The following is a 20,635-nucleotide window of genomic DNA, read 5'->3' on the forward strand; positions in this document are numbered from 1 at the left end:
CGCTCATCCCGTTCTTGTATGCTTCGTGCCCGAACCGGTCATAGGCCGCGCGCTTTTGCGGATCCTTGAGGCATTCGTACGCCTCGCTGATCGATTTGAACCGGCCTTCGGCCTCGGCATCGCCAGGATTGCGATCCGGGTGCCACTTCATCGCCAGCTTGCGATAGCTGGATTTGAGCACGCCATCGTCCGCATCACGGGTGACTTCGAGCAGTTCGTAATAGTCGAGTTCGGCGGACATGGGGCCCCCTCAAAAAACCGGGCCCGCCACCGCGACAACTGCGCGGCGACGGGCCCGTTTCATTTGCCTGCTCAGCCCTTGTTCTCGTCGACTTCCGAGAACTCGGCGTCGACCACGTCCTCAGCGCCTTCGGCCGGAGCGGCATCGGGCGAGGCAGCGGCGGCCTGTTCCTTCTCGTAGATCGCCTGACCCATCTTCATGGCCTTTTCAGTCAGGGCCTGGGTTTTGGCGGTCATTTCGTCGGAATCGCCGCCTTCGATAGCGGTCTTGGCCTCGGCCAGCGCGGCTTCGATTTCGGACTTGAGCTCCGCATCGATCTTGTCGCCGTGTTCGGCCAGCTGCTGTTCGGTGGCATGGACCAGACTGTCAGCGTTGTTCTTGGCTTCCGCCGCTTCACGCCGCTTCTTGTCCTCTTCAGCGAACTTCTCTGCATCCTTGACCATCTGGTCAATGTCCGCATCCGAGAGCCCGCCCGAGGCCTGGATCTTGATCTGCTGTTCCTTGCCGGTGCCCTTGTCCTTGGCGCTGACGTTGACGATGCCATTGGCGTCGATATCGAACGTCACTTCGATCTGCGGCACACCCCGGCGCGCAGCCGGAATGCCGACGAGGTCGAACTGGCCGAGCATCTTGTTGTCGCTCGCCATTTCGCGTTCGCCCTGGAACACGCGGATCGTCACCGCCTGCTGGTTGTCTTCGGCGGTCGAGAACACCTGGCTCTTCTTGGTCGGGATTGTGGTGTTACGATCGATCATGCGGGTGAACACCCCGCCCAGCGTCTCGATGCCCAGCGACAGCGGGGTCACGTCGAGCAGCAGCACATCCTTGACGTCGCCCTGCAGCACGCCCGCCTGGATCGCCGCGCCCATGGCGACGACTTCGTCCGGATTGACGCCGGTGTGCGGTTCCTTGCCGAAGAATTCCTTCACCACTTCGCGCACGCGCGGCATGCGGGTCATCCCGCCGACCAGCACGACGTCGTCGATGTCAGCAGCCTTCAGACCGGCATCGGCCAAGGCCTTCTTCATCGGCTCCTTGGTACGTTCGATCAGGTTCGCGACCATCTTTTCCAGATCGGCGCGGGTGATCGTTTCGACCAGGTGCAGCGGGGTAGTTGCCCCGCCTTCCATACGGGCGGTGATGAACGGCAGGTTGATTTCGGTGGTCTGCGCGCTCGACAGCTCGATCTTGGCCTTTTCCGCAGCTTCCTTGAGCCGCTGCAGCGCAAGCTTGTCGGTGCGGAGGTCCATGCCCTCCTTCTTCTTGAACTGTTCAGCCAGCCATTCGACCACCTGGGTGTCAAAGTCTTCGCCGCCCAGGAAGGTATCGCCGTTGGTGCTCTTCACTTCGAACACGCCGTCCCCGATTTCGAGGATCGACACGTCGAAGGTCCCGCCGCCAAGGTCATAGACCGCGATGGTTTTGCCGTCGTTCTTTTCAAGCCCATAGGCCAGCGCCGCGGCGGTCGGCTCGTTGATGATCCGCAGCACTTCCAGACCCGCGATCTGTCCGGCGTCCTTGGTCGCCTGGCGCTGCGCATCGTTGAAGTAGGCGGGAACGGTGATCACTGCCTGGGTGACGGTTTCGCCCAGATAGGCTTCAGCCGTTTCCTTCATCTTCTGGAGCGTGAAGGCGGAAATCTGGCTGGGCGAATAGTCTTCGCCGCCGGCTTGGACCCATGCGTCGCCGTTCTTGCCCTTGACGATGTGGTACGGGACCAGCTCGGTGTCCTTCTTGGTCACCGGATCGTCAAAGCGGCGGCCGATCAGGCGCTTCACCGCGAAAATCGTGTTGTCACCATTGGTCACCGCCTGGCGCTTGGCCGGCTGGCCGATCAGCCGCTCACCATCCTTGGTGAAAGCGACGATCGAAGGCGTGGTGCGCGCCCCTTCCGAATTTTCAATGACCTTCGGCTTGCCGCCGTCCATCACGGCAACGCAGCTGTTGGTCGTGCCGAGGTCGATACCGATAACTTTAGCCATAAATGCCCATCCTTGGTCGTTATGTTGACGCCGCTTCGGCTGCCCCCCGGGATCCCGGCAAGGCTGTTCGGCGGCTCTTGAACAGGGGCGATATAGGTGCGGTTTTGCTTGGCACAAGGGCTGCGCGGGATTAGGCGTGGCGGCAATGTTTGCCCTGCCGCAAAGGACTGATTTTCATGCGCCGTAGCCTGCTGATCCTCGCCCCGCTCACCCTTGGCCTGGGGCTTTCCGCTTGCCAGCAGCAAGCCAATGCACCCGAAGCTGCTGCCAGCACGGGTCCCGAGGCAAAGCCGGGGGTTGCAGTATCGGGCGGCACGCTGGTGCTTCCTGCGGTAAAGGGCAATCCGGGGGTCGCCTATTTCGATGTCGCCAATTCCGATGCCAAGGCGGTGGCGCTGGCCGCCGTTGCGGTCGATGGCGCGGCCAAGGCGGAAATGCATCAGACCAGCGGCGGATCGATGGCCCCGGTTGACCGGGTGGAGATCGATCCCAACACCAGCGTCAAATTCGCTCCAGGCGCATTGCATGTGATGCTGTTCGATCTTGATCCCAAGTTGGCCACAGGCGGCAGCGCGGAAATGACGCTGACTTTTGCCGATGGGGACAAGATCAGCGCGCCGCTCAGCATCAAGTCTGCCGGTGAGGCCGCAATGGGCGGGATGGAACACTGAGCGAGACTTGCCCCACCGGCGGCGAACGCGCCCTCACCAGAGGTGAGGTCGCGCTAGCTCAATCAGTTTTTGGTAGCGCGATCGATTGCGAACAAGTCCGCATCCGCCGCCGCAAATGGTGGTGGTTCCACCCGCGCCACGTCACCATGGCGCCATGGGGGCATATCCACTTCCACCCCGAATCCGGCAGCTACTGCGACGATTTTTCGACCGCGCGGATCGAGCTGCAGGGGCATTTCATCCACGAGATGACCCACGTCTGGCAAGCGCAGACGCGAGGCCGCTGGTGGGTGGTGCTGCGCGGGATCTGGGACCGCAAGTACAGCTATCGGCTACGCGAGGGCTGGCCGCTGGAACGGTACGGGCTGGAGCAGCAGGCGGAGATTGTGGCGCATGCGTTTCTGCTGCGCCGTGGAGTCCGCCCGCGTCCGGCTGCAAGTGCGGCGGAGTTAGACCGGATCGTGCAATTTACGAACTCGACCCCCTAACTCCCGTTCGTGGTGAGGAGGGACTGAGCGTTTACGAAGGCCCGTCTCGAACCACCGAAGCGCTGAAGTCCTTCGAAACGCGCCTTCACTGTGTTCAGTCGCTCCTCAGGACGAACGGCATATGTTTGTTGTTTGTGGTCACGGATAAGCCACACCCGCCAACCCCTGCCCGCCATCGGCGATAAACGCATCGATCCGCTCTTCCAGCGTCGGTAACGGGACCGAGCCGAGCGACAGTACGACATCGTGAAACTTGCGGATATCGAACCTGGGTCCCAGCGCTTTTTCCGCCTTGGCGCGGACGCGGCGGATGGTCAGTTCGCCCAGCTTGTAGGCCAAGGCTTGCCCCGGCCAGCTGATATAGCGGTCAACCTCGGTATTGACCTCTCGCGTCGACAGCGCGGTGCGGCTGGCGAGATAATCGACCGCTTGCTGCCGGGTCCAGCCATAGTGGTGTATGCCGGTATCGACCACCAGCCGCACCGCGCGCCACATCTCGTAGCTCAGCTTGCCGAAGCGCTCATAGGGGGTGCGATAGATCCCCATCTCTTCGCCGAGATACTCGGTATAGAGCCCCCAGCCCTCGCCAAAGCCGGAGAAATAGGTCTGGCGGCGGAACTTTGGCAGGCTCTGTTGTTCCAGCGCCAGCGCACCCTGAAAGCTGTGGCCTGGCGCGCATTCGTGCAAGGTCAGCGCAGGGATGTTGTAGAGCGGGCGTGACGGCAGATCATAGGTGTTCATCTGACATGCTTCGAGCCCGCCCCGGCCTGAGGTGTAGAACGGCGCAATTGCGGGATCGACCGGACGGATCGTATAGCGATAGCGCGGCAGCAGTCCGAAATAGTCCTTCAGTTTGCCATCAACCCGCTTGGCGACATAGGCCGAAACGCCCAGCAGCTCGTCCGGGGTGCGCGCCACGAATTGCGGGTCGGTCCGCAGGAACTGGATGAATTCGGCCAGACTGCCTTTGAACCCGGCCTCACCCTTCACCTGTTCCATCTCGGCGGTGATCCGTGCCACTTCATCCAGCCCGATCTGGTGGATCTGCTCGGCGCTCAGTTCGGTGGTGGTATATTCGCGGATCTGCTGGGCATAATAGGCATCACCATCGGGCAGCCTGTTCGCCGCCAACGTGGTGCGGGTTTGCGGCAGGTATTCCTCGCGGAAAAACTTCAGAAACTGGGTGAAAGCGGGCGTAACGGACTGCGTGATCGCGGCGCGGGCCTGTGCTTTCAGTGCCTCTTGCTCGGCCACCGGAATACGCGCGGGCATGCGCGTGAATGCGCCCCAGAACGGGCTCTTTTCGGGGTCATCGACCACGGAAGAAGCGATCGAAACATCGCGCCCCTCCAGACTGGCGCGCGGAACCGAATAGCCGCGCGCCAGACCAGCACGCGCATTGACGGTCTGCTCCGTGAAATAGCGCGGAATGTCGTTCAATCGCCCGATGTAACGGCGATAGTCCTCGGCCGTTGCGAACGGTTCCCGTTGGGGCAAGTAGCTCCAAAAGTTGCTGTCGCTGTCAAACGGCATTTCCCAGCGGCGAAAGCGTGCGCTGTCGGTTCCTTCGCGCAGCAGGGTGCGCAGTACGCTGGCATTGACCTTTCCGGCTGTGCTGAGGTCCGCTGGTTTGATCGCATCGAGCTGCGTCAGCCAGGCCTGTTGCCTTGCCGCTTCCGCTAGATTGCTGTCAGGAGTGACCGAAGGCAGGCGGCTTCCGGCCTTGGTCGTGCCGTCGCTCTGTTCGATCTCGCCGTACCGCGCGAGCGAGGCCTGGTAAAAGGCCTCGCCGATCGCAGCAAGCCGCTGGTCGCCGCTCTCGCGGGCCTGCGCCATGTCAACAGATAGCAGCATGGCGAGGATCGCCAGCCCGTCACGTGCGATCCTCATTCTTGCCCCCTGTGCCGGGTCAGTCCGGCTTCTTCGCGACAGCCACCATCGCGGGCCGCAGCAGGCGGTCCTTGATCATGTAGCCCGCCTGCAATTCCTGCAGCACGGTGCCCGGCTCAGCGTCGGCGCTGGGCACTTCGAGCATGGCCTGATGTTGGTTGGGATCGAGCGGCAGGCCTTTCGCCGCGATGCGGCTGATCCCGTGGAGCCCGAACACCTTGTCAATTTCACGCGCGGTGGCTTCGATCCCGGCGATGAAGCTTTTCAGACGCTCGTCCTCGCGCAGTTCGGTCGAGAGCGCATCGAGCGCGCGGGCGAGGTTGTCCGACACCGGCAGAATATCGCGGGCAAAGCCGGTTGCGGCATAGGCGCGCGTATCGGCGATGTCCTTTTCCAGACGGCGGCGCACGTTCTGCGTTTCGGCCTTGGCGTAAAGCACTTCCTGCTTGGCCGCGTCCAGATCCTCGCGCAGCCGGTTCAGTGCGTCGCCCAGCTTGTCCGCTTCCTGTTCCAGCAACTCGTCGGGAACACCCGCCAGTTCGGCTTCGACCGCCGGGTCGCCCTGCGGCTTGTTTTCGTCGCTCATTGTCTCAAAAATTCCATTCAACCGATCAATTTACCCAGCGATTGGGCAGTGAAATCCACCATGGGGACGACGCGCGCATAATTCAACCGCGTCGGCCCGATAACCCCCACCACACCGACCACTCGCCCTTCACGGTCGCGATAGGGCGAAGCGATCACCGACGAGCCGGACAGTGCGAACAGGCGATTCTCGGACCCGATGAAGATCCGGGTTGCTTCGGCTTCGCGTGCAGCATCGAGCAAATCGGCGACCGACTGCTTGTTTTCGAGGTCATCAAGCAGCAGCCGAACCCGCTCCAGATCGGTCAGGGTGGATTCGTCGAGCAAGTGCGCTGCGCCGCGTACGATCAGCACGGGGCGCCGCGTCGCATCCTCGCTCCACACCGCCAGCCCGCGTTCGACCAGATCGCGGCTCGCGGCATCAAGTGCCGAGCGGCCTGAGGCGACCTCGGTGCGGATCAGCGCCACTGCCTCGCTCAGCGTACGGCCGGCCAGCCGCGCAGTGATGTAGTTGCTGGCCTGCTCCAGCGCGCTGGCGGGTAGGCCAAGCGGCACGCTGACCACGCGATTTTCCACAGCTCCGTCCGCACCGACCAGCACGGCCAGCGCCCGGTCCGGCGACAGCGGCACCAGTTGCAACTGCGCCAGACGCGGTTCAAGCCGGGGCACCATGACTACGCCTGCGCAGGCCGACAGGTCTGACAAGACTGCACTGGTCGCCGCAAGTGCGGCCTCGATTGGCCCCGGCTGCGCCACCTGCCGCTCGATTGCCGCGCGTTCCTCGGCAGTAGGCTCGGCCACCTGCATCATCCCGTCGACGAACAGTCGCAGCCCCTGTTCGGTTGGCAGTCGCCCGGCAGAAGTATGCGGCGCGGCGAGAAGCCCCAGCATTTCCAGTTCGTGCAGTACCGACCGGATCGAGGCCGGCGACAGGTTGACGCCCCCCGGCCCGGCCAGTGTTTTCGATCCGACCGGCTGACCGGACGCAAGATAGCCGTCAACCACCAGGCGAAAGATGTCGCGGGCGCGGGTGGTCAATTCGGTGATCGGCGGGCTGGGCATTGTGGGGTCTAATTTAATCCTCGGTCTTGCAGGCTCAAGCCCAATGCGCCTAACGCGGCCAGGAAACAACAGAGGACCTCCCCCATGCGACCTTCCGGCCGCGCGCCCGACGAGATGCGCACGATTGGCTTTGAGCCCCACTATACCAAGCACGCCGAAGGGTCGGTGCTGGTCAGTTTTGGCCACACCAAGGTGATCTGCACCGCTTCTGTCGAGGAACGCCTGCCGCCATGGCTGCGCGGCAAGGGTGAAGGCTGGGTCACGGCGGAATATTCGATGCTGCCCCGCGCCACCCACACGCGCGGCAGCCGCGAAGCGGCGAAGGGCAAGCAGAGCGGGCGGACGCAGGAAATCCAGCGGCTGATCGGCCGGTCTTTGCGCGCCGTGGTCGATCTCAAGAAGCTGGGTGAACGCCAGATCACGCTCGATTGCGACGTGATTCAGGCCGATGGCGGCACCCGCACTGCTGCAATCAGCGGCGCCTGGGTGGCGCTGCGGATCGCGGTGGACAAGCTGATGGCCGCAGGCGCGATCACCGAAGACCCGCTGACCCGCAAGGTTGCGGCGGTGAGCTGCGGGATTTTCAAGGGCAATCCGGTGCTCGACCTCGACTATGATGAGGATTCGAGCGCTGATGCCGATGCCAATTTCGTTCTGATCGAAGGCGGCCAGATCGCCGAAGTCCAGGCCACCGCCGAAGGCGCGACCTATGACGAAGAGGGCCTCCTGCGCCTCCTCCGCCTCGCCCGCATCGGCTGCGACCGGATCTTTGCGGCGCAGGGTGAGGCAGCCGGAAAGTGATCCGCAAACTCGGCGCTGAAACACTGGTGATCGCCACGCACAATGCGGGCAAGCTCAAGGAAATCGGCGCGCTGCTGGCGCCTTACGGGCTCCAGTGCATCAGTGCCGGGTCGCTTGGGCTGCCGGAGCCTGCGGAGACCGGCAAGACCTTTATCGCGAACGCGCTGATCAAGGCGCGGGCGGCGGCGGAGGCTTCGGGGCTGCCGGCGCTGGCCGACGATTCGGGCCTGTGCGTCGATGCCTTGCAGGGCCGCCCCGGCGTGTACACGGCCGACTGGGCCGAAAGGCAATGGTTTGAAGGACCAGCCGGGCGGGACTGGTGCATGGCAATGGGCAAGGTTGAAGGGATGCTGTGCGAACTTGGCCCAGACGCCGATCGCAGTTGCCACTTCGCGTGTGTGCTGGCGATTGCCTGGCCAGATGGCGATAGCACTGTTTATGAAGGCCGTGCCGAGGGCACGCTAACCTGGCCGCCGCGCGGGACCATGGGCTTCGGCTATGACCCGGTGTTCGTGCCTATGGGCGAAACGCGCACCTTTGCCGAGCACGATCCGGACGAAAAGCACGCGATCAGCCACCGCGCCGATGCCTTTGCCAAGCTGGTCGCGGAGCAATTTGGCAGCTAAGCCAAGGCCATGGCCCGCGCGCTCTACATCCATTGGCCGTTTTGCCTCGCCAAATGTCCGTACTGTGACTTCAACAGCCATGTCCGTGATTCTGTGGATCAAGACCTGTGGCTGAACGGCCTGTTGGCCGATTTGCGCCATGAAGCTGAACTTGCCGGCGGCGAGCCACTCGACAGCGTGTTCTTCGGCGGCGGCACCCCCAGCTTGATGCCGCCCGCCACCGTGGCGCGGTTGCTGGAGGAAGCGGAGCGGCATTGGACCTTTGCGGACGGAGTTGAAATCACGCTGGAGGGCAACCCCAGCTCAGTCGAAAGCGCCAACTATGCCGCGCTTGCCAGTGCGGGGGTCAACCGGGTTTCGCTGGGCCTGCAAGCGATGGATGACAAGACGCTCGATTTCCTCGGGCGGATCCATGATGCAGAGGAAGGCCTGGCCGCGCTGGACGTGGCGCAACGGCACTTCGCGCGGGTCAGCTTTGATCTGATCTATGCCCTGCCCGGCCAGACGCAGGAACAATGGCGCAGCGATTTGCTGCGCGCGATCGGCCTGGGGACTACGCACCTGTCGCTCTACCAGCTGACGATCGAGCCGGGGACGCGGTTTGAAACCATGGTCCGGCGTGGGCATTTCACCCCGCTGGACGACGACGCAGCTGGGGACCTTTACGCCCTGACCGGCGAGATCACCGCCCAGCTTGGCCTGCCTGCCTATGAGGTCAGCAACCACGCGTTGGCTGGTGAGGAAAGCCGCCACAACCTTACCTATTGGCGCTATCACGATTACGCCGGGATCGGCCCCGGCGCGCATGGCCGTCGCCACGGCAAGGCGACGGTGCGGCACCGCAAGCCCGAGAACTGGCTGGCGGCACTCGACGGCCAAGGCCACGGCATTGCCGAGGAACGCGCGCTGGGGCAGTCAGAACAGGCGAGTGAAGCCATGCTGATGGGGCTGCGGCTGGCCGAAGGCGTGGACTTGTCGGCGCTGGCGCAGCGCTTCGGCACACAGCGCGACGACCTGTGTGATCCTGCCAAGCTGGCCTTTTACACGCGGCAAGGGCTGTGCTGGACAACGTGGGACCGGGTGGGCGTTACGCCTGCAGGCATGCCGCTGCTCGATGCCTTGCTGAGCGAACTGGTCCCGGCGGATCTGGTCGCGGCATGAAGCGCGCTGACTTGCTCGAGGCCTGGCACAGCCACCTCGCGCAAGGGCGGCGGCGCTCGCCGCATACGGTGCGTGCCTATGTCGCCACGGCGGCGCGGTTGCTCGATGAGTTGGGTGACAGCGACTGGGACAGCCTGTCGCGAATCGCCGCCCCGGCTTTGCGTGCGCAGCTGGCGCGGCGGCGGGCGGACGGGATCAGCAATGCCAGCGCGGCTCGTGAATTGTCGGCGCTCAAGGCGTTCATCCGCTTTGCCCGGGAACAGACCGGCGCGAGTGACCCTGCCCCGCCCCGGATGCGCGGCCCCCGGATCAAGAAAGGCCTGCCCCGCCCGGTCACTCCGGACGAGGCCGTGAACCTTGCCGCCACGATCGAAGAAGACGCCACCGAACCATGGATCGGCGCGCGCGATCGGGCGGTGCTGCTGCTGCTCTATGGCGCAGGGCTGCGGATTGCCGAAGCGCTGTCGCTAACCGGGGCCGCGCTGCCGCTGGACGAAACGCTGGTTGTTACCGGCAAGGGCGCCAAGCAACGCATGGTCCCCTTGCTGCCGATCGTGCGCGATGCGGTGGCCGACTATGTCGGCAAATGCCCATGGCCGCTCGACAAAGCGGGGCCGCTGTTTCGCGGGGCCAAAGGCGGGCCGCTATCGCAAGGCATGGTGCAAAAAGCGATGACTCGGGCGCGGATCGCATTGGGCCTGCCGCCCAGCGCCACCCCGCATGCCTTGCGTCACTCATTCGCCACGCACCTGCTGGGCGCGGGGGCGGACTTGCGCAGTCTGCAGGAACTGCTCGGCCACGCCAGCCTGGGCTCGACCCAGATCTACACCAAAGTCGATGCGGCGGTCCTGCTGGATGTGTACCGCAGCGCGCATCCGCGTTCGTAGATACTAACACTTCAAAGACTTACCGTTCGGGTCGAGCGAAGGCAGGCTGTGTGGTTCACCCCTCATCCTGCCAGCGCACCACGCGCCACAGCCACGCCAGCACGGCCAGGCCCACGGTGCCGATCAGGATCGGTCCGATCACACCGTCCATCGCCGTCAGGTAATCCGCAAGCCAGTGCCCGCCGACGATCAGCAGCGCGTTCCACACCAGTGCGCCAGCGAAAGTGAAGCTCAGGAACTTCCAGCGCGGCATGTGCATCAGCCCGGCGGGAAGCGAGATCATGGTGCGCAGGAACGGCGAAAAGCGCAGGACGAACACCACCCAATGCCCGTGCCGCAAAAAGAACGCAGCGGAACGCTCGACATCGCGCCAGGACAGCGTGATCCGGCGGCCCCAGCGGTGGAACAGCGGCTCCAACCGCCGGTAACCTAGTCGGTCGCCCAGTACGAACCAGCAATAATTGCCCAAGGTCGAGCCCAGCGTGCCGACCAGCAACAGCGGCCAGAACTGCATCGATCCGCGTGCCACAGCAATCCCGCCCACGCCCATGATCACTTCGCTGGGGATCGGCGGGAACACGTTCTCGATCACCATCAGCATGAAAATGCCGAGGTATCCGCCTTGTTCGATCAGGCGGATGATAAGATCATCCATGGTTTCGCCTTGCACGAGTGGGCTTAGAGAAGCTCGGCCTGTACGGGGATAGGCGAGTCTTTGAACCGCAAACCCTGCTCAGGCTGAGCTTGCCGAAGCTGGATCCGCCAAACCAATTCATCGCCGCATACCGGCCAGTCGCCGCTCGATCGCGTCCCAGATCAGCCCCGGCGTATCAGTGCCGTTGAAGCGGTCGATTGCCAGAATACCAGTTGGACTGGTGACGTTGATTTCAGTCAGCCATTTGCCGCCAATCACGTCGATCCCGACAAACACCAGTCCGCGCCGTTTCAGTTCCGGGCCCATGGCGACGCAGATTTCTTCCTCGCGCGCGGTCAGTGTGGTCGCTTCTGCGGAGCCGCCGGCAGCCAGATTGCTGCGGAATTCGCCTGCGCCGGGGCGGCGATTGATAGCGCCGGCAATCTCGCCATCGACCAGCACGATCCGTTTGTCGCCCAGCGAAATGTCGGGCAAAAACGGCTGGAACATGTGCGGTTCGACCCAGGCATTGTCGAACAGTTCGCACAGCGCGCCCAGATTGCTGCCGTCCGCCGGGATCCGCACCACGGCCTTGCCACCGTTGCCGTGGAGCGGCTTCATCACCAGATCGCCGGGATGTTTGGCGTGAAATTCGCGCACATCCTCAATCCGCCGCGCGATCAGCGTTGGCGGCATGAAGTGCGCGAAATCGAGCACGAACACTTTTTCCGGCGCGTTGCGTACGCTGGCGGGATCGTTGACCACCAGGGTTTGGCCTTGCAGTCGTTCGAGCAGGAAAGTGGCAGTGATATAGCTGAGGTCAAACGGCGGATCCTGGCGCATCAAGACCACGTCGACGTCCTTGACCAGATCGATCTTGCGGCGATCCTGTGCGGTATAGTGATTGCCGGCTTCGCGCCGCACTTCAACCGGCGCGGCCCAGGCGGTCAACCGTCCTTCGTCAAGCGCGAGCGATTTCACATCGTAATGCAAAACAGAATAGCCGCGTTGCTGGGCCTTTTCCATCAATGCAAAGCTGGAATCGCCGTTGATGTTAATGGTTTCCAGCGGGTCCATCTGGACTGCAACGCGCAATGTCATCTAACCGTCTCCTAGGCGTTTGCCGCAGGTGGCCACTTAGCGCCGATTTGGCAAGCGATCACGCATAGGTGCTGCGACAGCCGCTGCTGTTGCCATTCGAGAGGACCCATATGCGCAAGATTCTGCTTACCGCCACTGCCGCCGCTGCCCTGCTAGGCTGGAACGCAAGCGCCATCGCCAATCCACCCGCCCATCCGACCGAGCATGGCGACGAGCATCATGACGGCAAGGATGAGCATCACGAAGACAAGGGCGATCACCACGACGACAAGGGCGGCGATCACCATGATGACAAGGATCATGGCGACAAGCCCAAGGGCTGATGCAATTACGCGCCGGGTTGCCAGGCATTGGCGATCCGGCGTGGCCATTGCCAGGGGGTGACCAGCAGGACATCTACCTGCACCGTGTCTCCTGGTTTGGCAAACCTGTGCTCCAGCGCTTCCGCCGCGGCCCCGACCCGCCGCAAGCGGTACGTATCAATCGCCGTATCGAGCTCGGCCGCGCTGGAGCGCCATTTCACTTCAACGAACGCGACTGTGCGCCCGCGCCGCGCGATCAGATCGACCTCGCCGCGCGGGGTCTTCACCCGCTGGGCCAGAATGCGCCAACCTTTGAGTCGCAGATACCACGCGGCCAACGCTTCGCCGCGCCGCCCTTTGGCTTCGCGTTCGGCGCGGGTGGTCATTTCAATTCCATTGCCCGCGCGTAGAGCGTCTTGCGGTCGAGCCCCGTCACCCGCGCCACTTCCGCCGCCGCTTGTGAGGGTTTGGACATGGCAAGCGCCGCCAGCAACAACGCATCGACATCGTGTTCCTGCGCAGCCGTCACTCCCGGCGGGCCGACCAGCAGCACGATCTCGCCCTTGGGCGGATGCGCGGTATAATGGGCGATCAGATCAGCGGGAGCGCCGTTGCGGCATTCCTCGAACCGTTTGGTCAGCTCGCGCGCCACTGCCACTTCGCGGCCCGGCAGCACCTCCGCGATCGCTGCAAGTGCATCTGCCAGACGAGGCGAAGTTTCATAGAACACCAGCGTCGCCCGCACTGCGCCCAGTTCGGCCAGCACTTCGGCGCGCGCCTTGGCCTTGCCCGGCAGGAACCCGGCAAACAGGAAACGGTCGCTTGGCAGTCCAGCAAGCGTGAGTGCAACCACTGCCGCGCTTGGTCCGGGGATCGAGGTGACCATGATTCCCGCCGCTTTCGCATCGCGCACCAGCCGGTAACCCGGATCGGAAATCAGCGGTGTTCCGGCATCGCTGACCAGCGCCACAGGCTCTTGCGCGGCCAGGTTCAGCACATGGGCGCGGGTTTCATCGCTGGCATGATCGTCATAGCGGATCAGGCGGCGCTTGAGCCCCAGATGCGACAATAGTTTGCCCGCGACCCGCGTATCCTCACAGGCCACCGCAGCCACGCCACCGAGTACCGAAGCGGCACGTGTTGAAATATCACCAAGATTGCCAATCGGGGTGGCGACAATATACAGGCCCGGAGCAAGCGGCGTTTCCATGGGATCACCCTTTGGACCGCCGGAGAGGGAGCAGCAAGCCATGTTCGAAGGTCGCATGAACAGGCGCAAGCTGGTGGCGCTGGGCGCTGTCGTTTTGCTAGCCGGGTGTAAGGTCATTCCCAAAGGAGTGCCTGAGCCCACTCCCCCGCCCACGCCTGCGCCAACCGACGGCCTGCCCGCCGATCAGGCGCGCCATCGCGTTGCGCTGTTGGTGCCATTGACCGGCCCGAACGCCGCCGTGGGCCAATCGATCGCCAATGCCACTACGATGGCCTTGCTCGATACCAATGCCAAGAACTTGCGGATCACCACCTATGACATCGCCAGCGGCCCGGCCGCGGCGGCGAGTAAGGCGATTTCCGACGGTAACCGGCTGATCCTGGGCCCGATCCAGGCCGAAGACGTTCCCCCGATCGCCACCATTGCTCGCGCCGCGCGAGTGCCGCTGGTGACCTATACCGGCAGCACCGGGGTTGCCGCGCGTGACGTGTTCGTGATGTCGACCGTGCCCGAGGCTTCACTGGCGCGCACTGTGGTCTATGCCGTGAAGACCGGATCGAAACGCTTTGCCCTGCTCGCACCCAAAGGCGAATACGGCCAGCGCGCGGCGGCGGCCTATGCCGAAGCGGTCAAGGCAGCGGGCGGAACTTTGGTCCAGACCCAGACCTATGACCGCTCGAACACCTCTGTGATCAGCGCGGCACAGCGGATGAAAACCAAGGGCGGGTTTGACGCGGTGCTGATCGCAGATAGTGCAAGGTTTGCCGTACAGGCTGCCGCTCAGCTCAAAGCCCCCGGGGCGGTCGCTCCGCGTATTCTGGGCCCGGAGCTGTGGAACGGGGAAGCCTCGGTCTATAGCAGCCCGGCACTGCGCGGCGCGCTGTTCTCCGCGATTTCCGACACACGGTTCCGAACCTTTGCCGATAGCTACAAGAGCCGTTTCGGCGTCGCGCCCTATCGGCTTGCGACGATGGGCTATGACAGCGTCCTGCTTTCGATCCGGATCGCGCGCGATTGGCAGCCGGGCACGCCGTTCCCGCTCGCCCGGGTGACTGACACTGGCGGCTTCCTGGGGATCGACGGGCCGTTCCGGTTTGGCGCAGGCGGAGTGATCGATCGTGCGCTGGAAGTGCGGCAGGTTCAGGCAAAGGGGGTTGGCATTGTCAGCGCCGCGCCGGACCGGTTCACGGACTGACGATAACCGCACGCCCGCGCTTGCCTGCCGGATTCCTCGCGTTCTATAGACGTTCCCTATGGCCGATGACCTGTTTGACAAGCTGCCTTCTGCCGGCGGCGAAAGCTATGATGGCAGCGCGATCGAAGTGCTTGAGGGGCTTGAGCCTGTCCGGCGCCGCCCCGGCATGTATATCGGCGGGACCGATGAACGCGCGTTCCACCACCTCGCCGCCGAAGTGCTCGACAATGCGATGGACGAAGCGGTGGCCGGCCATGCCAACCGGATCGAAGTGCTGCTGGAAGAAGGCAACCGCCTGACGATCACCGACAACGGGCGCGGCATCCCGGTGGACGAGCATCCCAAGTATCCTGGCAAATCGGCGCTGGAAGTGATCCTGACCACGCTCCATTCGGGCGGCAAGTTTTCGGGTAAGGCCTATGCCACCAGCGGCGGGCTGCACGGGGTTGGCGTCAGCGTGGTCAATGCGCTGTCGACTCTGACCCGGATCGAAGTGGCGCGGAACAAGGAACTGTTCGCACAGGAATTCTCGCGCGGGGCCCCGCTCGGGCCGTTGCAGCGGCTGGGCGGAACGCCTAACCGGCGCGGTACTTCGGTAACCTTCGTGCCCGATCCCGAAATCTTTGGCGAGGACGCGAAGTTCAAGCCGCTGCGGCTGTTCAAGCTGGTGCGCTCCAAAGCCTACCTGTTCGCTGGCGTCGAAATCCGCTGGAAATGCGCGGCTACGCTCGCCAGCGAGGAAGTCCCGGCGGAGGCGGTGTTCCAGTTCCCCGGCGGGCTGGCCGATCACTTGCGCGACCAGATCGGCACGCGCGAATGCGTCACCACGCAGTTCTTTTCAGGATCGCAGGATTTTCCCGCCAATGACGCGGGTGAGGAACAGGGCCGGGTCGAATGGGCAGTGGCCTGGCCGCTGTGGTCGGACGGGGCCTATTCCTATTATTGCAACACCATCCCCACTCCCGATGGCGGGACCCACGAAGCAGGACTGCGCGCTGCGCTGACCAAGGGGATCCGCGCTTTCGCCGATCTCGTCGGCCAGAAAAAGGCCAAGGACATCGCGCCTGAGGACGTGATCACCGGCAGCGAAATCATGCTGTCGGTTTTCATCCGCGATCCCCAGTTCCAGAGCCAGACCAAGGACCGCCTGACCAGCCCCGAAGCCGCACGCATGGTCGAAAACGCGGTGCGCGATCACTTCGACCATTTTCTGTCCGACAATCTGGAACGCGGCAAGGCACTGCTCGGCCACGTGATGGAGCGGATGGACGAACGCCTGCGCCGCAAGGCCGAGCGCGAAGTCAAGCGTAAGACCGCGACCAATGCCAAGAAGGTCCGCCTGCCCGGCAAGCTGACTGACTGCACCGGCGAAGGTGACGGCGAAACCGAACTGTTCATCGTCGAAGGTGACAGCGCCGGCGGCAGCGCCAAGCAGGCGCGTGACCGCAAGACCCAGGCGATCCTGCCGATCCGGGGCAAGATCCTCAACGTCGCCAGCGCTACGGCGGACAAGATCCGCGCCAACACCGAAATCGCCGATCTCGGCCTTGCGCTTGGCTGCGGGTTCCGCAAGGATTGCAACCCGGACAATCTGCGGTACGACCGGATCATCATCATGACCGACGCGGATGTCGACGGCGCGCATATCGCGACCTTGTTGATGACCTTCTTCTTCCAGGAAATGCCCGACGTGGTCCGCCGCGGCCACCTCTATCTGGCCCAGCCGCCACTCTACCGGCTGACGGCCGGCAAGGAGAGCGCCTATGCCCGCGACGACGCCCACCGTGCAGAGCTTGAGGAAGGGCGGTTCAAGGGCAAGAAGGTCGAAGTTGGCCGGTTCAAGGGGCTCGGCGAAATGAACCCCGGCCAGCTGCGCGAAACCACCATGGATCCCAAAAGCCGCGGCCTGCTGCGCGTCACCCTGCCCCCCGAATACGAAGGCCGCGCGGCAGTGAAGGATCTGGTCGACCGCCTGATGGGCAAAGACCCGGCCCAACGCTTCATGTTCATCCAGAACCGCGCCGGAGAGCTGGATCCGGATATGATTGATGCTTAGAGGCTAAATTCCTCCGCCCCAAAAATCCGCATCACCGGCGCCCCTTCAGCCATCGCGCCGATCACCTGCACGAATTCACCCGATTCCGGCACAGCGAAGTGCGCTTTCACAGCGGCCATATCGGCCCATTCCTCGACAAACACGATCCGCAACGGGTCTTCGGCGTCGATATGGCAATTGTGCGCCAGACAACCGGGCTCACCGCGTGACCGGGCGGAATGTTCGATGCCGAGCTGCAAGGCTTCATCGCGGTGTTCTGGGCGGATCTGGGCGCTGCCGGTGATCAGGATCATGCCCGCAGGGATCGCACGATCCTCTGGCAGCGGCAAGGTCAGTGACCGGGTATGTACTGGGTCAGCAATCGCTCGATGTTGTCGGCCTCTTCCCAGCGCTTACGGGTTTCGCTGAACAGGGTGCCGGTTGCGAGCAGCAGTACGCGCAGCGGTTGCAGTGTGGCGAGGCGCTCAATCTGCAACTGCGCCCGCGCCGGAGTGTGGGCCTGCGCCGTGTATCGACCGATCCCGTCGCTCAAGCGATAAGCCTGATCGGCCAATGCCAGCCACTCGGCCTTGATGCCCGGATATTGCCCTTCCTTGTACCGCGCAACGTTGCCCCAATACTTGGTTTCCTCGCTGCGGACGCAGTCTTCATCATCTCCGCAAAGGTCGTCCTTTTTCTTCCAGTCATCCGAGAATCCCTCAACCGCGCGCTCTTCGGCGAGCGCCCGGCCGGAGACCTGAAAGGCAAAACGTCCCACCGCGCTGTTGGCTGCGGCTACGTTGACTGGCGGCGCGGTGCCGCGCGGGGTGCGGCGGGCGCGGGCTGTTTCGCGATCATCCCCGGCGGTACCCAGCGTAGCCATATAACGCCGCCGCGCCGCTTCCAGTTGTTCTGAGGCCAGTTGCAATTCGCGCTGCACAGTGGGGCTGTCGGCCTCGTCGGTCAGATAGTCGAGCCGCGCCTCGAACGCGTCAATCCGTTGTTCAAGCTGCTCAATCCGGGGGCCAAGCCCGCGTTCATATCCGATGGCATCGTGGACCCGGTTTGGGGGCTGGGGGATCGATTCGAGGATGTCCGGAAGCGTACCCCAATCGACCTGCTGCGGCGCAACTGGCGCGACTGGCGCGACTGGCGCAGCCTGAGCCAGACCTGCAGGTGTCAATGCGAGTGCGGCAAGCAACGTCATGACCTTGTTCCGCATTTTGTTCTCCGTTTCGAGTTTTGCGCGCCTGCATTTGTCTGATAGCTGGAAGGTGCGGTGGTGACTTTGACCTTGCGCAATCGTTCATTGCCGCGACAGAATCCGATGTTACAGTGTAACACGTAACAGGAGAGGGAACCTGCCCATGCCCACCGCCTTGCTTCGCCGGACACTTGCCGCAACCGCTGCCGTCATGGCGCTCAGCGTCCCGGCTCTTGCCGAACCGGGCGTGACGATCACGATCTATGCCGACAACCAGGCGCTGGTGCAGGATACCCGGCAAATCACCTTTACCGGTCAGCGGCAACGCGTGGAGTTCAAGAACGTCTCCGCGCAGATTCGCCCCGAAACCGCCTCGCTCAACGCCAGCGACGTGGCGATAATCGAGCAGAACTTTGACTATGATCTGCTCAGCCCGGCCAAAATCATGGAAAACGCGGTTGGGCAGACGATCACGCTGGTCCGCACCAATCCCGCGACCGGCGCGGAGACGCGCGAGCAGGCGGTGGTGCTGGCGGCGAACGGCGGCGTGGTCTTGCAGATCGGCAACCGGATCGAAGTGCTGCGCGACGATGGGCTGCCGGTGCGGGTGATTTTCGACAAGGTCCCGCCAAACATGCGCGCTGATCCGACGCTGTCGATGCTGGTCCAGGGCAATGCCGGCACGCGCGAAGCATCGCTGCGCTATCTGACGCCGGGACTTGGCTGGCGGGCGGACTATGTGGCCTTGTTCGATGAGGCCAAGGGCCAGATTGACGTCCAGGGCTGGGTCACGCTGACCAACAATTCGGGCACTACCTATGACAATGCCCAGACCGTGCTGGTGGCCGGCAATCCGCGGCTTATCGGGCAACGCGGGAGCTATCGCGGGCGGATGGGCGATGACACCATGGTCGAAGCCGGAACCGAAAGCGGCACGCGCGAACGGCTGGGGGATTATTACCTCTACCCGTTGGCCGAACGGACCACGATTGCGAATCTGCAAACCAAGCAGGTCAGTTTCCTTGACGTCCACGGCGCGCCCGCGACGCACGGTTATGAAGCCGCGTTCGGGTGGCTGCAGACCGCCGATAACCCGATCAGCGCGGCAACGGTCTATCAGTTCAGCAATTCGGCCAATGGCGGTCTGGGCGATCAGCTCCCTGCCGGGATCGTGCGGTTCTATATCAAGGATTCGCGGGGACAGGCGCAGTTCATTGGCGAACATGCGATTGGCCACACGCCGATGGGATCGAAGCTGTCGGTCAGCACCGGCGATGCCTTTGACGTGAAAGTGCAGCCCGTGGTCGAAAAGCGCGAACGTTTGTCGAGCACCCGCTGGCGTACCACGATGCGTTATACCCTGACCAATGCCTTGCCTAAAGGGGTGACCGTGCGGGTGCTGCAACGCGGCCTGTGGGGCGATACCAAGGTTGCCACGGAAAGCCGCAAGAGCGAGCGGATGGACGCGGATTCGGTCGCCTGGAACGTCCCGGTCCCGGCCAACGGCAAGGTGGACCTGACCGCCACTTTCGATTCGAAGTACTAAGGACATAGCGGCCATGCGCCCGCTTCGCCTTGCTCTTGGCACCGCGCTCGTTCTGTGTGGTGGGGCGATCGCCCATGCCCAGGACGCCGCCGCTTCCGATCCGGTCGATACGTCGGTCACGATCTACCGTGCGCCGCATCGCAATGGCGGGTCGATCAGCCTGAATTCATTGGGCGGGTTCGCGGTGATCACCGAGACGCGGCGGGTGACGATCCCGGCCGGGCGCAGCCGGATCCGGTTTGAAGGCGTGGCCGATGGGATCGTACCTGAAAGCGCGATCGTGACCGGGCTTCCCGGCGGCGTGATCGAAAAGAACCGCGATGCCGCGCTGCTTTCCCCCGGCACCCTGTTGCGCGCCTCGCTGGGCAAGCAATTGCTGCTGAAGCGGACCAATCCGGCAACCGGCAAGATCGTGTTCGTGCCGGCCGAGATTACCGCTGCGAATGAAACCGGTGTTACGTTGAAAACAAAGGACGGGATCGAGGCGCTGCGATGCTCAGGCTTGCCCGAACAGTTTCGCTATGAGCCCGGTGCCAGCGGCCTGTCCGCCCGGCCCACTCTTTCGGTCCAGACCCGCAGCACGCGGGCGATGAGTGCCACGGTCACGCTGACCTATCTGGCGCAAGGGTTTGACTGGTCGGCCAATTACACCGCGCATGTCAGTCCGGACGGCAAGACGCTGGACCTCGGCGGGTGGATCACGCTCGCCAACGGCAATTCGGTCAGCCTGAACAATGCCCGGACGCAGATCGTCGCGGGCGGGCTCAACCGGGCCTACGTCCGGCAGTTCCTCAATGCCATGCCGCGCGCGCTGGCCAGCTGTTGGCCGATGCAGAAGACCAGCGACGTGCCGCTGCGGCCCGACCGGCCCTATGAACTGGTGCAGCCGTTCCTCGGCATCGCCTATGACCAGTTCGATGCTGAAATGGACAGCAACGCGGTTCGCAAGCTGCGGCGTGAGGCCATGCCGATACCAATGATGGCGATGGCCGCGCCTCCACCTCCGCCGCCCCC

Annotated in this window: 22 protein-coding genes; 11 read left to right on the forward strand and 11 right to left on the reverse strand. The window is 63.6% G+C overall.

Annotation, left to right across the window (positions count from 1 at the left end):
- Positions 1–241: DnaJ domain-containing protein (locus MNBBLIKP_RS05695; RefSeq protein ID WP_176399668.1), on the reverse strand; the 241-nt coding region annotated here is incomplete at its 3' end.
- A gap of 71 nt (positions 242–312) precedes the next feature.
- Positions 313–2,223: a molecular chaperone DnaK gene (gene dnaK / locus MNBBLIKP_RS05700; RefSeq protein WP_088308373.1), complete on the reverse strand. Its 1,911-nt coding sequence runs from the start codon at positions 2,221–2,223 to the stop codon at positions 313–315.
- A gap of 176 nt (positions 2,224–2,399) precedes the next feature.
- On the opposite strand from dnaK, the gene MNBBLIKP_RS05705 reads away from it, so the two are divergent.
- Positions 2,400–2,894, forward strand: coding sequence for a copper chaperone PCu(A)C (locus MNBBLIKP_RS05705; RefSeq protein ID WP_088308375.1), 495 nt, complete (start codon positions 2,400–2,402; stop codon positions 2,892–2,894).
- Between the two features lie 146 nt (positions 2,895–3,040).
- Positions 3,041–3,382, forward strand: coding sequence for a hypothetical protein (locus tag MNBBLIKP_RS05710; RefSeq protein ID WP_369678908.1), 342 nt, complete (start codon positions 3,041–3,043; stop codon positions 3,380–3,382).
- 138 nt (positions 3,383–3,520) lie between these two features.
- Here MNBBLIKP_RS05710 and MNBBLIKP_RS05715 read toward each other — a convergent pair whose 3' ends face one another.
- From MNBBLIKP_RS05715 to hrcA, 3 genes are read right to left on the reverse strand one after another with little or no spacing between them, the layout of a single operon-like run.
- Positions 3,521–5,272 (reverse strand): DUF885 domain-containing protein, encoded by a 1,752-nt coding sequence (locus tag MNBBLIKP_RS05715; protein ID WP_088308379.1) that lies wholly within the window; start codon positions 5,270–5,272, stop codon positions 3,521–3,523.
- Positions 5,273–5,291: 19 nt separating this feature from the next.
- The gene (locus MNBBLIKP_RS05720) at positions 5,292–5,858 is read right to left on the reverse strand and encodes a nucleotide exchange factor GrpE (RefSeq protein WP_088308381.1); all 567 of its coding nucleotides are present in this window, start codon (positions 5,856–5,858) and stop codon (positions 5,292–5,294) included.
- A 17-nt stretch (positions 5,859–5,875) separates the two neighbouring features.
- Positions 5,876–6,919, reverse strand: coding sequence for a heat-inducible transcriptional repressor HrcA (hrcA, locus tag MNBBLIKP_RS05725; protein ID WP_088308383.1), 1,044 nt, complete (start codon positions 6,917–6,919; stop codon positions 5,876–5,878).
- 84 nt (positions 6,920–7,003) lie between these two features.
- Between hrcA and rph the strand changes: the two genes are divergently transcribed.
- From rph to MNBBLIKP_RS05745, 4 genes are read left to right on the forward strand one after another with little or no spacing between them, the layout of a single operon-like run.
- The gene (rph, locus tag MNBBLIKP_RS05730; RefSeq protein WP_088308385.1) at positions 7,004–7,720 is read left to right on the forward strand and encodes a ribonuclease PH; all 717 of its coding nucleotides are present in this window, start codon (positions 7,004–7,006) and stop codon (positions 7,718–7,720) included.
- Entirely contained in the window at positions 7,717–8,346 is a 630-nt protein-coding gene (rdgB, locus tag MNBBLIKP_RS05735; protein WP_088308387.1) for an RdgB/HAM1 family non-canonical purine NTP pyrophosphatase, read from the forward strand. The genes rph and rdgB overlap by 4 nt, the downstream gene beginning before the upstream one ends.
- A gap of 9 nt (positions 8,347–8,355) precedes the next feature.
- Positions 8,356–9,507 carry a radical SAM family heme chaperone HemW gene (gene hemW / locus MNBBLIKP_RS05740; RefSeq protein ID WP_088308389.1) on the forward strand — a complete coding sequence of 384 codons (1,152 nt, stop codon included), beginning with the start codon at positions 8,356–8,358 and terminating at the stop codon, positions 9,505–9,507.
- Positions 9,504–10,394 carry a tyrosine recombinase XerC gene (locus MNBBLIKP_RS05745; protein WP_088308391.1) on the forward strand — a complete coding sequence of 297 codons (891 nt, stop codon included), beginning with the start codon at positions 9,504–9,506 and terminating at the stop codon, positions 10,392–10,394. Before hemW ends, MNBBLIKP_RS05745 begins: the two co-directional genes overlap by 4 nt.
- Before the next feature lie 55 nt (positions 10,395–10,449).
- Here the strand turns inward: MNBBLIKP_RS05745 and MNBBLIKP_RS05750 are convergent, their stop codons facing one another.
- Both MNBBLIKP_RS05750 and gshB read right to left on the reverse strand, forming a co-directional pair.
- Complete coding sequence (locus tag MNBBLIKP_RS05750) at positions 10,450–11,049, reverse strand: DedA family protein (protein WP_088308393.1); 600 nt, start codon at positions 11,047–11,049, stop codon at positions 10,450–10,452.
- A 117-nt stretch (positions 11,050–11,166) separates the two neighbouring features.
- On the reverse strand, positions 11,167–12,129 hold the full coding sequence (gshB, locus tag MNBBLIKP_RS05755; RefSeq protein ID WP_088308395.1) for a glutathione synthase: 963 nt from the start codon (positions 12,127–12,129) through the stop codon (positions 11,167–11,169).
- A 110-nt stretch (positions 12,130–12,239) separates the two neighbouring features.
- On the opposite strand from gshB, the gene MNBBLIKP_RS05760 reads away from it, so the two are divergent.
- Positions 12,240–12,452 carry a hypothetical protein gene (locus tag MNBBLIKP_RS05760; RefSeq protein ID WP_088308397.1) on the forward strand — a complete coding sequence of 71 codons (213 nt, stop codon included), beginning with the start codon at positions 12,240–12,242 and terminating at the stop codon, positions 12,450–12,452.
- 5 nt (positions 12,453–12,457) lie between these two features.
- On the opposite strand, the gene MNBBLIKP_RS05765 is transcribed toward MNBBLIKP_RS05760, so the two are convergent.
- The gene (locus MNBBLIKP_RS05765) at positions 12,458–12,817 is read right to left on the reverse strand and encodes a YraN family protein (protein ID WP_088308399.1); all 360 of its coding nucleotides are present in this window, start codon (positions 12,815–12,817) and stop codon (positions 12,458–12,460) included.
- Positions 12,814–13,641 carry a 16S rRNA (cytidine(1402)-2'-O)-methyltransferase gene (rsmI, locus tag MNBBLIKP_RS05770; RefSeq protein ID WP_088308401.1) on the reverse strand — a complete coding sequence of 276 codons (828 nt, stop codon included), beginning with the start codon at positions 13,639–13,641 and terminating at the stop codon, positions 12,814–12,816. The genes MNBBLIKP_RS05765 and rsmI overlap by 4 nt, the downstream gene beginning before the upstream one ends.
- Before the next feature lie 40 nt (positions 13,642–13,681).
- Between rsmI and MNBBLIKP_RS05775 the strand changes: the two genes are divergently transcribed.
- Positions 13,682–14,836: a penicillin-binding protein activator gene (locus MNBBLIKP_RS05775; protein WP_176399669.1), complete on the forward strand. Its 1,155-nt coding sequence runs from the start codon at positions 13,682–13,684 to the stop codon at positions 14,834–14,836.
- A gap of 58 nt (positions 14,837–14,894) precedes the next feature.
- Positions 14,895–16,892, forward strand: coding sequence for a DNA topoisomerase IV subunit B (gene parE, locus MNBBLIKP_RS05780; protein WP_088308403.1), 1,998 nt, complete (start codon positions 14,895–14,897; stop codon positions 16,890–16,892).
- Here the strand turns inward: parE and MNBBLIKP_RS05785 are convergent.
- Both MNBBLIKP_RS05785 and MNBBLIKP_RS05790 read right to left on the reverse strand, forming a co-directional pair.
- Positions 16,889–17,185, reverse strand: a complete 297-nt coding sequence (locus MNBBLIKP_RS05785; protein ID WP_088308411.1) for a putative quinol monooxygenase — start codon at positions 17,183–17,185, stop codon at positions 16,889–16,891. The genes parE and MNBBLIKP_RS05785 overlap by 4 nt on opposite strands.
- A gap of 38 nt (positions 17,186–17,223) precedes the next feature.
- Positions 17,224–18,093: a hypothetical protein gene (locus MNBBLIKP_RS05790; RefSeq protein WP_088308405.1), complete on the reverse strand. Its 870-nt coding sequence runs from the start codon at positions 18,091–18,093 to the stop codon at positions 17,224–17,226.
- A gap of 145 nt (positions 18,094–18,238) precedes the next feature.
- Here MNBBLIKP_RS05790 and MNBBLIKP_RS05795 point away from each other — a divergent pair, with 145 nt between their 5' ends.
- Positions 18,239–19,621, forward strand: coding sequence for a DUF4139 domain-containing protein (locus tag MNBBLIKP_RS05795; protein ID WP_088308407.1), 1,383 nt, complete (start codon positions 18,239–18,241; stop codon positions 19,619–19,621).
- Positions 19,622–19,634: 13 nt separating this feature from the next.
- Positions 19,635–20,635, forward strand: a 1,001-nt coding sequence (locus tag MNBBLIKP_RS05800; protein WP_369678909.1) for a DUF4139 domain-containing protein, incomplete at its 3' end; no start/stop codon positions are given.

This window comes from Novosphingobium sp. B 225 (assembly GCF_002198665.1).
In the GTDB taxonomy this organism is placed as follows: Bacteria; Pseudomonadota; Alphaproteobacteria; order Sphingomonadales; family Sphingomonadaceae; genus Novosphingobium.

What these genes read in the sequence shown, in the direction of transcription:
- dnaK (WP_088308373.1), bottom strand. Translation starts at nt 2,223, where the DNA reads ATGGCTAAAGTTATCGGTATCGACCTCGGCACGACCAACAGCTGCGTT.
- MNBBLIKP_RS05705 (WP_088308375.1), top strand. Translation starts at nt 2,400, where the DNA reads ATGCGCCGTAGCCTGCTGATCCTCGCCCCGCTCACCCTTGGCCTGGGG.
- MNBBLIKP_RS05710 (WP_369678908.1), top strand. Translation starts at nt 3,041, where the DNA reads ATGGCGCCATGGGGGCATATCCACTTCCACCCCGAATCCGGCAGCTAC.
- MNBBLIKP_RS05715 (WP_088308379.1), bottom strand. Translation starts at nt 5,272, where the DNA reads ATGAGGATCGCACGTGACGGGCTGGCGATCCTCGCCATGCTGCTATCT.
- MNBBLIKP_RS05720 (WP_088308381.1), bottom strand. Translation starts at nt 5,858, where the DNA reads ATGAGCGACGAAAACAAGCCGCAGGGCGACCCGGCGGTCGAAGCCGAA.
- hrcA (WP_088308383.1), bottom strand. Translation starts at nt 6,919, where the DNA reads ATGCCCAGCCCGCCGATCACCGAATTGACCACCCGCGCCCGCGACATC.
- rph (WP_088308385.1), top strand. Translation starts at nt 7,004, where the DNA reads ATGCGACCTTCCGGCCGCGCGCCCGACGAGATGCGCACGATTGGCTTT.
- hemW (WP_088308389.1), top strand. Translation starts at nt 8,356, where the DNA reads ATGGCCCGCGCGCTCTACATCCATTGGCCGTTTTGCCTCGCCAAATGT.
- MNBBLIKP_RS05745 (WP_088308391.1), top strand. Translation starts at nt 9,504, where the DNA reads ATGAAGCGCGCTGACTTGCTCGAGGCCTGGCACAGCCACCTCGCGCAA.
- MNBBLIKP_RS05750 (WP_088308393.1), bottom strand. Translation starts at nt 11,049, where the DNA reads ATGGATGATCTTATCATCCGCCTGATCGAACAAGGCGGATACCTCGGC.
- gshB (WP_088308395.1), bottom strand. Translation starts at nt 12,129, where the DNA reads ATGACATTGCGCGTTGCAGTCCAGATGGACCCGCTGGAAACCATTAAC.
- MNBBLIKP_RS05760 (WP_088308397.1), top strand. Translation starts at nt 12,240, where the DNA reads ATGCGCAAGATTCTGCTTACCGCCACTGCCGCCGCTGCCCTGCTAGGC.
- MNBBLIKP_RS05765 (WP_088308399.1), bottom strand. Translation starts at nt 12,817, where the DNA reads ATGACCACCCGCGCCGAACGCGAAGCCAAAGGGCGGCGCGGCGAAGCG.
- rsmI (WP_088308401.1), bottom strand. Translation starts at nt 13,641, where the DNA reads ATGGAAACGCCGCTTGCTCCGGGCCTGTATATTGTCGCCACCCCGATT.
- MNBBLIKP_RS05775 (WP_176399669.1), top strand. Translation starts at nt 13,682, where the DNA reads ATGTTCGAAGGTCGCATGAACAGGCGCAAGCTGGTGGCGCTGGGCGCT.
- parE (WP_088308403.1), top strand. Translation starts at nt 14,895, where the DNA reads ATGGCCGATGACCTGTTTGACAAGCTGCCTTCTGCCGGCGGCGAAAGC.
- MNBBLIKP_RS05785 (WP_088308411.1), bottom strand. Translation starts at nt 17,185, where the DNA reads ATGATCCTGATCACCGGCAGCGCCCAGATCCGCCCAGAACACCGCGAT.
- MNBBLIKP_RS05790 (WP_088308405.1), bottom strand. Translation starts at nt 18,093, where the DNA reads ATGCGGAACAAGGTCATGACGTTGCTTGCCGCACTCGCATTGACACCT.
- MNBBLIKP_RS05795 (WP_088308407.1), top strand. Translation starts at nt 18,239, where the DNA reads ATGCCCACCGCCTTGCTTCGCCGGACACTTGCCGCAACCGCTGCCGTC.